8 protein-coding genes are annotated in these 13,569 nt (G+C 68.5%); 4 read left to right on the plus strand and 4 right to left on the minus strand.

Features of this window, described 5'->3' with window-relative positions; all coding sequences use genetic code 11:
- Positions 1-42 precede the first annotated feature (42 nt).
- Positions 43-1,368: a family 1 glycosylhydrolase gene (locus ACFVMC_RS14100; RefSeq protein WP_379210185.1), complete on the plus strand. Its 1,326-nt coding sequence runs from the start codon at positions 43-45 to the stop codon at positions 1,366-1,368.
- 139 nt (positions 1,369-1,507) lie between these two features.
- On the opposite strand, the gene ACFVMC_RS14105 is transcribed toward ACFVMC_RS14100, so the two are convergent.
- Entirely contained in the window at positions 1,508-3,535 is a 2,028-nt protein-coding gene (locus tag ACFVMC_RS14105) for a CocE/NonD family hydrolase (protein ID WP_379210187.1), read from the minus strand.
- Positions 3,536-3,680: 145 nt separating this feature from the next.
- Complete coding sequence (locus ACFVMC_RS14110; RefSeq protein ID WP_379210189.1) at positions 3,681-4,379, minus strand: TetR/AcrR family transcriptional regulator; 699 nt, start codon at positions 4,377-4,379, stop codon at positions 3,681-3,683.
- 180 nt (positions 4,380-4,559) lie between these two features.
- On the opposite strand from ACFVMC_RS14110, the gene ACFVMC_RS14115 reads away from it, so the two are divergent.
- The 3 genes from ACFVMC_RS14115 to ACFVMC_RS14125 all read left to right on the plus strand — a co-directional run bounded on the left by ACFVMC_RS14115 (position 4,560) and on the right by ACFVMC_RS14125 (position 10,285).
- Entirely contained in the window at positions 4,560-6,287 is a 1,728-nt protein-coding gene (locus ACFVMC_RS14115; protein WP_379210191.1) for a GMC oxidoreductase, read from the plus strand.
- Between the two features lie 130 nt (positions 6,288-6,417).
- Positions 6,418-8,334: a VWA domain-containing protein gene (locus ACFVMC_RS14120; RefSeq protein WP_379210193.1), complete on the plus strand. Its 1,917-nt coding sequence runs from the start codon at positions 6,418-6,420 to the stop codon at positions 8,332-8,334.
- Between the two features lie 118 nt (positions 8,335-8,452).
- On the plus strand, positions 8,453-10,285 hold the full coding sequence (locus tag ACFVMC_RS14125) for a VWA domain-containing protein (protein ID WP_379210194.1): 1,833 nt from the start codon (positions 8,453-8,455) through the stop codon (positions 10,283-10,285).
- Positions 10,286-10,295: 10 nt separating this feature from the next.
- Here the strand turns inward: ACFVMC_RS14125 and ACFVMC_RS14130 are convergent, their stop codons facing one another.
- Positions 10,296-11,693, minus strand: coding sequence for a glycosyltransferase 87 family protein (locus ACFVMC_RS14130; protein ID WP_379210196.1), 1,398 nt, complete (start codon positions 11,691-11,693; stop codon positions 10,296-10,298).
- Complete coding sequence (gene zomB / locus ACFVMC_RS14135) at positions 11,690-13,435, minus strand: flagellar motor control protein ZomB (protein WP_379210580.1); 1,746 nt, start codon at positions 13,433-13,435, stop codon at positions 11,690-11,692. Before zomB ends, ACFVMC_RS14130 begins: the two co-directional genes overlap by 4 nt.
- Positions 13,436-13,569 lie beyond the last annotated feature (134 nt).

A 13,569-nucleotide genomic window follows, 5' to 3' on the forward strand; every position in this document is an offset into this window, starting at 1 on the left:
TCCTCCCCCGGTTCGGACGGTCGACCAGTTAGGCTCCCCGGCATGCGCTCGCTCAGCCGTCGCCAAGCCCTTGCCGCCATGTCCGCCACCGCCGCCGGCCTGCTGGCCGGGTCCACTGGGACGGCCCAGGCCAAACCCGCTCCCCCGGACCAGGTCGAGCCGTTGGGCGAGCACTTCCTGTGGGGTGTGGCCGCCTCCGGATATCAGTCCGAAGGGCATGCGCCGGACAGCAATTGGGCGCGGTACGTGGCCGCGGGCAAGACCGAGGACCCGTACCGCGAATCGATCGATTTCTACAGCCGATACCCCTCCGACATCCAGCTGGCCGCGAATCTCGGCGTCTCGGTGTACCGGATGGGGATCGAGTGGGCGCGGGTGCAGCCCCGCCCGGGCGAATGGGACGAGAACGGATTCCGGTTCTACGACAACGTGATCGCCGCGATCCGCGCCGCCGGAATGCGCCCGATGCTGACCCTGGACCACTGGGTCTACCCGGGCTGGGAGGTCGATCGCGGCGGCTGGGCCAACCCGCGCATGGTGCAGGACTGGCTGGCCAACGCCCGCCGCGTGGTCGACCGCTACTCCCGCGCCGACCCGCTCTGGGTGACGTTCAACGAGCCTGCCATGTACGTCATCAACGAGACCCGCCACGGCGGTATCTCCGTCGCCGACGCGCCCGCCATGAACGACCGGCTCGCCCAGTCCCACAACGCGATCTACGACTACATCCACCAGGTGCAGCCCGGCGCCATGGTGACCAGCAATGTCGCCTACATTCCCACGGCCGACGATCTGGTCAGCGGTGCCCTGATGACGCGCATCGCCCACAAACTCGACTACATCGGCATCGACTACTACTACGGCGTCTCCCCCGACACCCTCACGAGCGGTTTCAGTTTCGCCGAACTCTGGAAGAACTCGCTGCAACCCGAGGGCATCTATTACGCGCTCCAGCATTACGCGCGCGCGTTCCCCGGCAAACCGCTCTACATCGTCGAGAACGGCATGCCGACCGAGAACGGCCACCCGCGCGCCGACGGCTATTCCCGGGCGGATCTGCTGCGCGACACCGTCTACTGGTTGCAGCGCGCCAAGGCCGACGGCATGAATCTCATCGGCTACAACTATTGGAGCCTCACCGACAACTACGAGTGGGGTTCCTACACACCACGTTTCGGCCTCTACACGGTCGACGTGCTGACCGACCCTACCCTCACCCGCAAACCGACCGACGCCGTCCCCGCCTACGCCGAGATCACCCGTACCGGCGGCGTCCCCGCCGACTACCGCCCCACCCGCGACCCGAAACCCTGCTCGTTCGTCGACGCCCTCGCCAGCTGCCTCGACCCGGTGACCGTGCCGGGCTAGCGCTTGTCCCGAAGTCACCGATGGTGGTGCAGACTGTCAGACGGGACATGACTGCGGCGTTTCGCGAGAGGCATCCACGGTGGTGTCCCACTTCACCCAGTGTGCGCTCGGGCGGCGACCATCGAGTGCAGTCTGATCGTCACCAGCCGGACTTGCCACTCACCGGGATGTTGACCCAACTCGGCCGATCCGGGTCGAGCTCGAGGTGCTGGGGTTTCAGGTCGCTGGCATTCAGCAAGGGGCGCAGGGGAAGTCCGCGGGGTGCGTTCAGCGCGAAGATGTCGACGCGCAGGCGGTGGCCGGGGTGGAGGATGCCGTCGGTGGCGGGGAGGCCGATGTCGACGATTGTCGGTTCGCCGGGGACGAGCGGCTGCCGGGAAGCCAGCGTCAGGATGGGATAGGGGTCGGTGTAGTCGCCGTTGGGCGAACGCAGCGCCTTGGATTCGTCGACCGCGCGCAGCGACGCCTGGAGCTGACCGCTGGTCCACACCGTCGACCGGCCGTCGGGCGCGACATCGTTGACCGTCACCGCCCAGTACCCGTCGGTGGCGTCGAGCACGGTGTTCAGATGCACGGCAATCGGCCCGGAGATCTGCGTCGGCGCAACGACGGGGGCGGTGGTGAACGTGAGCCCGTTGAGTTCGTTGACGCGATTGTCCTTGGCGCACACATCCAGTGCCGCGGTCATCCCGGCGGTGCCGGTGGCGCCGTCGCGGGAACACAGGCCGGTCAGGCCGGGCGCGACGGTCAATCGGGCCGGGGGGCCGGGCGCGGCGCTCAATGATCCGTCGTGCACGCTGCGGGCGGTGCCGGAGACCGCGGCATCCAGATACAGCCGGCGGTATTCCATTCCCGGGCGCGGGAATTCGGTGGTGCTGGTCCAGGCGCCGCCCTGCTGCCACAGGGTGACGTCCGGGAACTCCTCGATTCCGTTGTCGATTCCCTTGAGCCACTTGTCGAACCAGGCGCGTTGCAGGACGTCCAGCCGCGGCGGCCCACCCGCGGCACCCATGCCGCTGCCGGTGGTCAGATGGTAGGTGTCGCCCATGACCAGCTTCTTCTGTCCCGCGGGCACCTGCACCGCGTCGAAGACCCGCGGCGAGCTGTAGGTGAAGATGTCGTGCCAGCCGCCGTAGACGAAGGTCGGGATGTCGATGCGCCGCGGGTCGCCCAGCCAGGCGGTGCGGATCGGTGAGGTGTCGTCCAAGACATCGCGCATGAAATCCGGGATCTCCTCGATGCTCGGCACGGTCAGCGCGGCCAGCAGCACATTGAAGAAGGTGAGCGGATCGGCGGCACGGTCGGCCAGCCAGCGGGCGTCGAAATTGCCGTTCAGCAGTGACTGCACGTTCGGCACCAGCTTGGTGCCGTTGACGCCGAGCAGCCACATCGGCAGGAATCCGACGCCGATGCCGCCGCCGGTGGCGGCGATATCGCGCAGCAGATCGCTGCCCGGCACGATCGGGAAGATCGCCTTGAGCGCCGCGGGTTTGCGTTCGGCGGTCTGCAACTGGTTGATCGCCGAGTACGAGACACCGCTCATACCGATCGAGCCGTTGGACCAGGGCTGGCGGGCCGCCCAGTCGATCACCTCGACGCCGTCGCGCTGTTCGCGTTCGCCGAAGACCTGCCACTGCCCCTGGGAGAAGCCGGTGCCGCGGACGTCGACGACCACCTGGGTGTATCCGGCGCGCACCAGTTTCCGGTCCACGCTGAAGGTGCGGCCCAGCCCGGCGGGCAGGGCCTTGGTGAGTTCGGTGATGCCGCCGAGGCCGAGTCCGGACAGGTCGAAATCGCGCAGCGCGCCCAGGACGACGTCGCTGAGGATCGGAATGCTCATGGCCGAATCGGCGATATTGCTGAGCAGTTTCGAATACGGCGTGAGGTTGACGATGGTGGGAGTCGGCTCGCTGATCGGCCGGCCCGCCGCGTCGGCCGGGCGATACACATTGCCTTTCAGGACCGTGCCGTCGCTCATGGTGATCGGCACGTCCCATTCGATGGCGACATTCGGATAGGCCGGTTCGCCGTCGTGGGCGGCGGTCCACCGCGCGCCGCTCTCGGGCATGGCCTGCCCGGTGGATACGGCCACCAGGCCGCTGCTGACCGCGATCACCGACACCACCGAGGTGATGGCGGCACGCAGAAGACGTCGTCGTCCGTGCATGATTCCCCGCTCGATTCGGCGCCGAACCGGCGCCGTGGCCCTACTGGCGGGTAACGGTAACGCCGATCACAGTGCGGGGCAATAGCGCTTGTGACACCGGACAATTCGTTTGCTATCGCGCAACAGGGATGAGCTGCAACGGGATTCAGCCGCGGAAGCCGAGCATGTCCAGTTGCGCCGCCACCTGGAGTTCGAACAGCTCGTCGCGATCGGCGAAGGTGTCGGCGCCGTACATGTCGAACACGTCACCGCTGACCAGACCGAACAGGGCGATCCACAGCGTCACCCCGCGCACCAGCAGCCAGTCCGGGATGTCGTGCCCGAACTCCCGGCGCAATACCGCGAAGCTGCCGGAGAGGGCGGCCGAGATTTCCGGCAGCGGGTCCGGCGCGGTGAGCAGGCCGCGTTCGTAGGCGCGCGCGAAGATGGCCTGCATGGCAACGATGACCCGGGTGCCGGGCACGACGGTCTGGTCGGCGGGCGCGTCGTATCCGGGTACGGGGGTGCCGAAGAGCAGTCCGTACCGCGCGGGTTCGGCACGGGCCCAGGCGCGCACGGCGCGGGCCAGAACCAGCAGTTGCTCGCGCGGCTGGTCGGGTGCGTCGGCGAGGGCCGCGTCCACCGCGTCACCGAGCGCGTTGTAGCCGTCGATGACCAGCAGCGTCAGCAGTTCGTCGCGGCTGCGCACGTAGCGATAGACCGCCGAGGACACCACACCGAGATCGCGGGCCACGGCACGCAGCGACAGCGCCGCCGCGCCGTCGGTGGCCAGGTGCTCGCGGCCGATCCGGACGATGTCCTGCATGGTCTGGGCGCGAGCACGGGCCCGCGGGGTCGTCGGCATGGTTCTCACCGTGCCGCAGATAGAGAGCAATGTCAACAATTGCGAGCATTGCTCTTGCCCACGGCTCTTGACGCGATCGACGGCCCACCGTATTGATGAAAACCCGAGCGTGAGCCGCACCACTACCGGAGAGTAGTGTTACCGACAGTCACAGAAGACCGGCATCGAGGAGTTCTCCACATGGACCAGCGTGCGACCGATTTCGACGTACTGATCGTCGGATCCGGATTCGGCGGAAGCGTCACCGCACTGCGATTGGTCGAGAAGGGCTACCGGGTCGGCGTCCTCGAAGCCGGTCAGCGCTTCGCCGACGACGAACTGCCCAAGACCAGCTGGGATCTGCGCAAGTTCCTCTGGGCCCCGAAACTCGGCTGCTACGGCATCCAGCGCATCCACCTGCTGCGCGATGTGCTCATCCTCGGCGGCGCGGGCGTCGGCGGCGGCTCGCTCAACTACGCCAACACCCTCTACGTCCCGCCGGAGCCGTTCTTCCAGGATCCGCAGTGGCGCGAGATCACCGACTGGCGCGACGAGCTCACCCCGTACTACGAGCAGGCGCAGAAGATGCTCGGCGTCGTGCGCAACCCGCACATGACCCCGGCCGACGAGGTCTTCAAGAAGGTCGCCGACGACATGGGCGTGGGCGACACCTTCGTACAGACCCCGGTCGGCGTGTTCTTCGGCGAGCCCGGAAAAACCGTGTCCGACCCCTACTTCGGCGGCGTCGGCCCCGACCGCACCGGCTGCGTCGAATGCGGTGACTGCATGGTCGGCTGCAAGTTCGGCGCCAAGAACACGCTCGTGAAGAACTACCTCTACCTCGCCGAACGCGCGGGCGCCGAGGTCATTCCGATGACCACGGTGGCCGGAATCCGGCCGCTGCCGGACGGCACCTGGGATGTCGAGACCACCCGCACCGGCGCGTGGGTGCGCAAGCAGCCCAAGACCTTCACGGCCAAGCAGGTCGTGCTCGCCGCCGGCACGCGCGGCACCCAGCAGTTGCTGTTCGCCATGCGCGACAAGGGCACGCTGCCGAATCTGTCGGACCGGCTGGGCGTGCTCACCCGCACCAACTCCGAGTCGATCGTCGGCGCGGCCACGCGCAAAGTCACGCCCGGCGTCGACTTCACCAAGGGCGTGGCGATCACCTCCTCCATCCACCCGACGCCCGACACCCATATCGAACCGGTCCGATACGGCAAGGGCTCCAATGCCATGGGCCTGCTGCAGACCCTGATGGTCGACGGCGGCGGCAAGATCCCGCGCTGGTTGCGCTTCGTGCTGCTGGTGCTGCGCCGCCCGCTGGATCTGTTCAGCTTCCTGTCCACTCGCAACTGGAGTGAGCGCACCATCATCTCGCTGGTGATGCAGCACCTGGACAACTCGATCACCACCTACACCAAGCGCGGCGTCTTCGGCCGCAAGCTGACTTCGAAACAGGGCCACGGCGAACCGAATCCGACCTGGATCCCGGCCGGCAACGAGGTGACCCGCAAGGTGGCCGACGAGATCGGCGGTATCGCAGGCGGTAGCTGGGGCGAGATCTTCAATATCCCGCTCACCGCGCACTTCCTGGGCGGCGCGGCGATCGGCGCGGACGCCGCGCACGGTGTCATCGACGGCTATCACCGCGTGTACGGGTATCCGACGCTCAGCGTCGTGGACGGTGCGGCGGTCTCGGCGAACCTCGGGGTGAACCCGTCGCTGACCATCACCGCGCAGGCCGAGCGCGCCGCCGCGTACTGGCCGAACAAGGGTGAGCAGGACACCCGCCCGGCGCAGGAGTCTGGCTACCAGCGCATCGCACCGGTCGCACCAGTGCAGCCGGTGGTCCCGGCGACTTCGCCTGCCGCGCTGACCTTGCCGATCGTCGAGATCCGGCGCGACGGGCAGAACGCGAGCGCCTGAGCGGCCCGGCACGATCGGGGATATCATTCGGTGTCCCCGATGTGCTGTCCTCACTTTCGACTGGCTATCGCAACTGAGGTTGCAGTAGGGTCCGTTTCGCCGGGTGTGTCCGACACGCGGTGGAAACGGAGTGGATAGCGTGTCGCTGGTCTCTAGAAGCCTCAGCGCGAGGATCGTCGGTCTGATCGCGGCGGGGGCGATCGGTCTGTTACCGGGGGCCGCGCCCGCCCTCGCGCAGGAATCGCCGGGGGGCCAGAACAATCCGGAGTACGCGCCGACCATGCTCGTGCTCGACGCGTCGGGGTCCATGCTCGCCGCCGATCCCGGTGGTGGCACCAAGATGGACGCCGCGAAGAACGCGGTCCGCACCTTCGTCGGCTCCGCACCGGACGCGTCCAAGGTCGGACTCACGGTGTACGGCACCGGAACCGGGTCCTCGGACGCCGAGAAGGCAGCGGGCTGCCAGGACGTCACGGTGCTGCGCAAGGCGGAGACCATCGACAAGGCGGCACTCACCGGGGCCGTCGACGGGATCGTACCCAGCGGCTTCACCCCGATCGGCACCTCGCTGCGCAAGGCCGCCGCGGCGCTGCCGAAGGAGGGGCCCAGCTCGATCGTGCTGGTCTCCGACGGGCTGGACACCTGCTCGCCGCCCGACCCGTGCGAGGTCGCCGAGGAGCTGCGCACGCAGGGACACGAGATCGTCATGCACGCCATCGGTTTCGGCGTCGACAACGCTTCGCGCGCCCAGCTGACCTGCATCGCGCAGACCACCGGCGGCACTTACACCGACGCGGCCGACGGTGCCACCCTCGAGCAGGTCCTCCCCCGGGTCAGCGCGACCGCGCTGCGCAACTACGCGCCCACCGGCGTCCGGGTGACGGGCACCGAGACCTACCGCACCGCACCGGTGGTCACCCCCGGCCAGTACCTCGACGTGCTACCGCAGAAGACCAAGCGCACCTACGCACTCGATATCCCCGACGGTTCGACCGCCTACTTCAGCGGCACCGTGTCGTTCCCGCGCACCAATAGCCCGGCGCTGGACAACAATCGACTGGACCTGCGGATCTACGGCGCGGACGGGCACGACTGCCATGTCTACGAGAACGAGCAGGCCACCAGCTCCGGCGATGGCGTGGCATTGACGGTCGGCAAGGTGTTCACCAAGGCCGCCGAGGAGAAGACCGGTAGCTCGAGCTCCGACAAGTGCAAGGGCGGCGGACGCTACTACTTCGAACTGGAGTGGGCCTCGGTCGGTTCGGGGGCGCCCGAGCAGCTCACACTCGAGGTGAATGTCGGCCTGGAGTCGGGCGTCTCGGATCCCGGTCCGGCGCCCGCGCAGACCGAGCCGGTCGAGTTCACCACCCCGCCCGGCACGGCCCAGCCGGTGATCGGCGGCGGTTCGTTCAATGTGGCGACCGCGCTGCCGAGTTCCGGCATCTACACCGATACCTTGCAGCGCGGTGAATTCGTGTTCTACAAGGTGAAACTGGATTGGGGTCAGGGTCTGGCCTATCGGGTGCGCTACGCACCCACGCCGCACCACGGCAGCGAGTACACCTCCAATGTCCGGACCACCCTCTACACCCCGTTCCGAACCGAGATCGATATGGACACCGCCGCCTACACCGGCAGCGGGCAGATCCTGCCGTCCAACGACGCGTCCATCGGCACCATCCCGATCCGCTACCGCAACCGGGAAGCCGACGTGGTCAGCGTGCGCGAGCAGTCGGTGCCCGGCTGGTTCTACATCGCGGTCAAGTTGAGCCCGGCCGGAGCGGCCGCCCGCAACGCGCCGGTGCCGATCGAGTTGGAACTCACCGTCACCGGCACCCCGGAGTCCGGCCCGACCTACCAGGCCGCCGGTACCGCCACCTTCGGCGGCGACAAGGCCAAGCCGGTCGTCGAGGAACCCCGGGCCGCCCCCGCCACCGAGCCCGGCAGCATCGACCCGCTGGCCGTCGCCGCCGGCGCCGCGGTGCTCGTCCTGCTCGTCGGTGGTGTCGTGCTGGTCGTGCTGCTGCGCCGCCGCGGTTCGCACTGACGATCCGGATCGTGGGCCTGCGGATTGTGTAATCCTCAGGCCCACAGCCATTTTCTGGCGCGGCCCCCCGGATTCCGGGTCTGTTCGACGCACACTGCTATGCCATAGCATAATGCTCGTGCGAATCACCAAGATCGTCAGCGTGGTGGCGGCCGGACTGATCGTCCTGTTCCCGGGCCTCGGCTCGGCCACTGCCCAACCAGAACCGGAATCGCGGTACGCACCGACGATGCTGGTACTCGACGCGTCGGGATCGATGCTCGCGCCCGATTCCGGCGGCGGGACCAAGATGGATGCCGCCAAGACAGCCATCCGAGCGATGATCTCGGCCGCGCCGTCCGAGGCCGAGATCGGGTTGACCGCGTACGGTACCGGCACCGGATCCGCCGAGGCCGACAAGGCCGCCGGCTGCCGGGATGTCCGCGTGCTGCGCACCGCCGAAGCGGTCGACAAGCCCGCGATGCTCACCACGGTCGACGGGATCGTCCCGCGCGGCTACACCCCGATCGGCACGGCGTTGCGAACGGCGGCCGAGGCCCTGCCCGCGGCGGGACCGAGTTCGATCGTGCTCGTCTCCGACGGACTCGACACCTGCGCGCCGCCGGACCCCTGTGCGGTCGCCGCGGAACTACGCGCGCAGGGACACGAAATCGTCGTACACGCCATCGGTTTCGCCGTCGACGACAGCGCCCGCGCCCAGCTGACCTGTATCGCGCACACCACCGGCGGCACCTACACCGACGGAACCGACCTCGGCCGGGCGCTGCCACGTGTCGGCGCTGCTGCGTTGCGGAATTACGACCCGGCAGGCACCCGGGTCACTGGTACCGGCAGCCACCGAGACGCACCGCCGGTGACGCCCGGCCAGTACCTCGACGTCATCGAACACGAGAAGCGCCGTTTCTACGCCCTGGACATTCCCGACGGCTCGACCGCGTATCTCAGCGCCACGGTCGCCTTCCCACGTGGCAAGAACGCCGTCTTCTCCGGCAACGGGCTGATGCTCGAGCTGTTCGACGCCGACGGCCGCGACTGTCATGTCGACGCGCACAAGACGACGACCCGGTCCGACGACGGCGTCGCGCTCACGGTCGCCAAGGTGTGGACCGGCGCGACGCAGGCCCGGACGGGGACCGGCAGTTGCACAGGTGGCGGTCGCTATTATTTCGCCGTCGAATGGGACTATGTAGCTGCCAATGCTCCAGCACAACTCCCCGTCGAGTTGATGGTCGGCGTCGAGCCCGGGGTTTCCGACGCGGGACCCGCGACCGAGCAGACTCCGACCGCGTTCACCGAGCCGACGACTCCCGCGGTGCCGGTGATCGGCAGCGGGTCCTTCAATCTGGCAACCACCCTCGACGGATCCGGGCGTTACGCCGACACCCTGCGCCGCGGTGAATTCGTCTTCTACAAGGTGAAATTGGACTGGGGCCAGGCTCTGGGCCTGCGCGTGCGCTTCCACGAGACAGACAGCGACGAGCCGTCGCTGGCGAACGTCACCCTCTACACGCCGTGGCGCGCGGAACTTCGCACCGCCGGAACCAGTTACACCGGCAAGCAGACGGCGATACCCACAGATTCCCCATTCGCCACGGTGCCCATCCGCTACCGCAATCGTGACGCCTCCGCGGATGCGATTGCCGCGCAATCGGTCCCGGGCTGGTACTACATCGCCGTGAAACTGGGTCCGCACACCCTCACCGGCAGCATCGACGCCCCGCCGGTACCCGTCGAACTCGAACTCACCATCACCGGCAGCCCCGAACCCGGCCCGGTCTACCTGGCCGCCGGAAACGAAACCTTCGGTGAGCACACCCGGCCCACACCGGTGGCCGCACCGGCGACCGAGTCTCGCACCACCAGCTTGCTCACCCTCACCGCCGGCGCCGCGGCCCTGCTGTTCTGCGGCGCACTCGTCGCTGTCGTATTGATCCGGCGTGGCCCCCGCTGACCATACTGTTCTACTGGGGCGACGATGTCGCGGGCAAGCCGGGCACTGTGTCACCGCGGCGGTGGCCGCCGGGTCCGGTGGCGTAGTCCGCGTCAGCGGGGCTCCGCGGGCGGGTCAGGACGTACACCGCGGTCGCGGCGAACAGCAGGAGATAGCAACCGGCGTAGAGCGGGACGGCGAGCGGGGACCACCAGGCGGGTAGGTCGTCGCGCGGGAGCATGAACAGGCCGAGACCGATGGGATGGGGAGCGTCGCGGATCGGGGGGCGGTCCGGATAGTTCCACCACCAGCAGAAGGCGATGAGGGCGACGGTCAGGGGTAGCCACCAGTGGCGGGTGGTGCGGGCGTGGTGCAGGGCGAGGACGAACAGCGGGACGAACCACACCCAGTGATGGCCCCAGGAAAACGGGGACGCGCACGCCGAGGTCATCCCGGCCAGGGTGATGGAGAGCAGGATCCGATCCGCGCGGTAGGCGCGGACAGCGGCCGCGAGGCCGAGCACGACGAACGGGACGGCGACGCCCAGCCACATCCAGGTGGGCGGGACGTACACGATCGTGTCCGAGTTCCCTTGCACGGCATAGCGTTCCACGTCGTAGTGTCGTAGCAGCTGAGCCAGCAGCCCGTTGACGGACTGGTTGGCGGGCGAGTCGACCGGGCCGACCCGGCCGGCGGCGTCGAACTGTCTGCTCCAGTAGGTGGTGGAGTCGGTCGGCCGGATCAGGAAACCGATCCCGACGGTGGCCGCGAAGGCGGCCGACGCGATGCCCAGGGCCCGCCACTGCCGGGTGCACGCCAGGTAGACCAGGAAGAACGCCGGGGTGAGTTTGATACCGGTCGCCAGTCCCACGCCCGCCCCGTGGAGCGCCGCGCCGCGCCGCCGGGTCAGATCCCACACCACCAGCAATACCAGGAAGATATTGATCTGCCCGAGCCAGAGGGTGGATCGCACCGGTTCCAACGCGGTGCACGCCACCGCGAGCGCGAACGCGAACACCCAGGTGCGCATCGTGTTCGGATACCGCAGGCTGCGCAGGCTCACTGCGACCAGCGCGGTGAGCGCGAGCAGGATCGCCACCCACCACACGGTCTTGGCCACCACCGGAACCGTCAGCGTGAATGCGACGAACAGCAGCGCTGCGAACGGCGTGTAGGTGAACTCCATCTCGAAGAAGACCGGGGTGTCGTACAGGCTGACCCCGTACCGGACGGCTTCGCCACCGGCGGTGTACACGTACTGGTCGACGTCGTTGTGGAACAGCCCGTAATACGGCGCCTTGATCGGGATCGCGTAGACGTGCCAGCTCACCACCGCGAGCGCGGCGACCACCGCGACCGCCAGCACCGCGTTCGAAATCTCCCGGCGGAGCCCGGATTCGGCCGCGGGTCTGGCTTCGATGAGCGTCATCGCCCGCAGCGCACGAGCTCGTAGGCGGGGACGCGATCGATCTCGGTGCCCGCGAAGGTCAGCGATTGCACGATATTGCTCCGGAACCGGGTCGGGGTCAGCGGTGCGCGCGCGGACGCCAGCAGATCCATCGTGGTCGGGCAGGTCATGGCGAGGCGGGCGCGGCGCACCCAGACCGGATCGATGTGCGCGGGCAGCCACGGGCGCAGATCGACCACACCCGAGTCGACCACCGCCCAGCTCTCGTCCAGGCTCTTGTCGTGGCCGATCCGCCCGTCGGTGAGCCGGTCGGTGTGCGCCGCCAAGGGATAGGCCAGCCCGACCGGGTCGATGACGCGGACCGACAGCGGCACGTTCATGCTCGTCATACCGAGATTCAGGAAGAACACGGTGTGCCCGGCACCGCCCTCGGGGATCGGTTCCGGCGGCGGCACCACATACCAGTGGGTCTGATCCGGCAGCGCGACGAGCAGGCCACCGGCGGGTTTGTCGGCGATATCGTGGACCATCGACCGCATACGCGGATAGTCGAGATAGTCCTCGGCGCGGATCGGATTGTCGTGGCCGGTGCCGAGCACGTAGAAGACGCGTTCGTCGACGATGCCGTTCGCGCGGATCTCGGAGCCGTCGGTGACGGCCGTGGTGTGCGCGGCCGTGATCGCCCACCCGGCGGTGCCGACCAGCGATCCGAGCACGACAAGGGTGGCGGGACGGCGGAATCCGCCCGCGGGGACCGGCAGCATCATGACCGGCAGCAGCAGGCAGAACAGCTGCGGCAGCAGCATTCGGCCGTGCATGAAGTCGCCGCCGACACGCAGTTCGTACACGGTGAGCGCGATCCCCCCGGCGACCATGACGGCCACCACGGTGACGGGCGATCGCAGCCGCCGGTCACCGAGCGTCGTGCCGCGGAGCACGGCGACAGTCGCGCCGAGCACCGCGAGCAGCGGCAACCACAGCCAGTACGGGCCGACCAGATCCCACAGGTAGACCCACCCCTGCGACCATTTCGCACCGCCCGCGTCCTTGGCGACCGCGGTGTGCGGATACGGCAGCCCGTAGTACCCCATCCGCCAGATCTGATATGCCACCGGAACGACACCGGCGACCGCCAGCAGCATCAGCCGGAAACCCCATGGCCGCAACCTGTTTCGTGGCACCGGCGCACAGAACAGCACCAGCAGCGCGAGTCCGGCGACCAGCGTGAGCTCGGGGCGCACCAGCGGTGCCAGCCCCGCCCAGAACACCGGGCCGATCACCCCGCCCGCCCCCTGCGACCAGCGCAGCAGCAAACACCACAGCACCGCCAGCCAGGCCAGCACCAATCCGGATTCCAGGCCCGAGGTGGCGTAGTCGGCCGCGGGCGGCAGCGCCACGTAGACGAGCGCGCCCGCCGGAAGCAGCGGCGCCGACCCGCCCCACAGCCGGGCCGCGCCCAGCATGGCGACCACGATCGCGGCCACCGACAGGCTCAATGCCAGTCCGAGCACCACGTATTCGAGCCGGGCCTGCGTCAGCCAGCCGAACAGCCAGATCAGATAGGTCCAGGCCGCGCTGGTATTGGCTTCGACCCGCTCGTCGGCATTGAACACCGGACCGTTGCCCGCCAGTAGATTTCGCACGGTGCGCAGCACGATCAGGCCGTCGTCGGAGATCCAGCGGCGCTGCCAGGCCGCGACCGCGAAACCGGTCGCGGTCAGCGTGATCCCGGCGGCCGCCACGGCCGTTCGCGCCCACGGCACCGAACGGCGCGGCGCGAGACCCGGATTCGGCTCCGGTCGCGGCGGCGCCGCGCACGCGTCGTCGAGCTGCCGCGACGTGGGCGGCGATACCGATACCGACACCTGAACTCTCCGATCCGTGCCCTGGTGCGGTG

Source organism: Nocardia sp. NPDC127579 (assembly GCF_042672005.1).
Lineage (GTDB): Bacteria > Actinomycetota > Actinomycetes > Mycobacteriales > Mycobacteriaceae > Nocardia.

Excerpts from the sequence above, each read along its gene's own strand:
- ACFVMC_RS14100 (WP_379210185.1), top strand. The coding sequence starts at position 43 with ATGCGCTCGCTCAGCCGTCGCCAAGCCCTTGCCGCCATGTCCGCCACC.
- ACFVMC_RS14105 (WP_379210187.1), bottom strand. The coding sequence starts at position 3,535 with ATGCACGGACGACGACGTCTTCTGCGTGCCGCCATCACCTCGGTGGTG.
- ACFVMC_RS14110 (WP_379210189.1), bottom strand. The coding sequence starts at position 4,379 with ATGCCGACGACCCCGCGGGCCCGTGCTCGCGCCCAGACCATGCAGGAC.
- ACFVMC_RS14115 (WP_379210191.1), top strand. The coding sequence starts at position 4,560 with ATGGACCAGCGTGCGACCGATTTCGACGTACTGATCGTCGGATCCGGA.
- ACFVMC_RS14130 (WP_379210196.1), bottom strand. The coding sequence starts at position 11,693 with ATGACGCTCATCGAAGCCAGACCCGCGGCCGAATCCGGGCTCCGCCGG.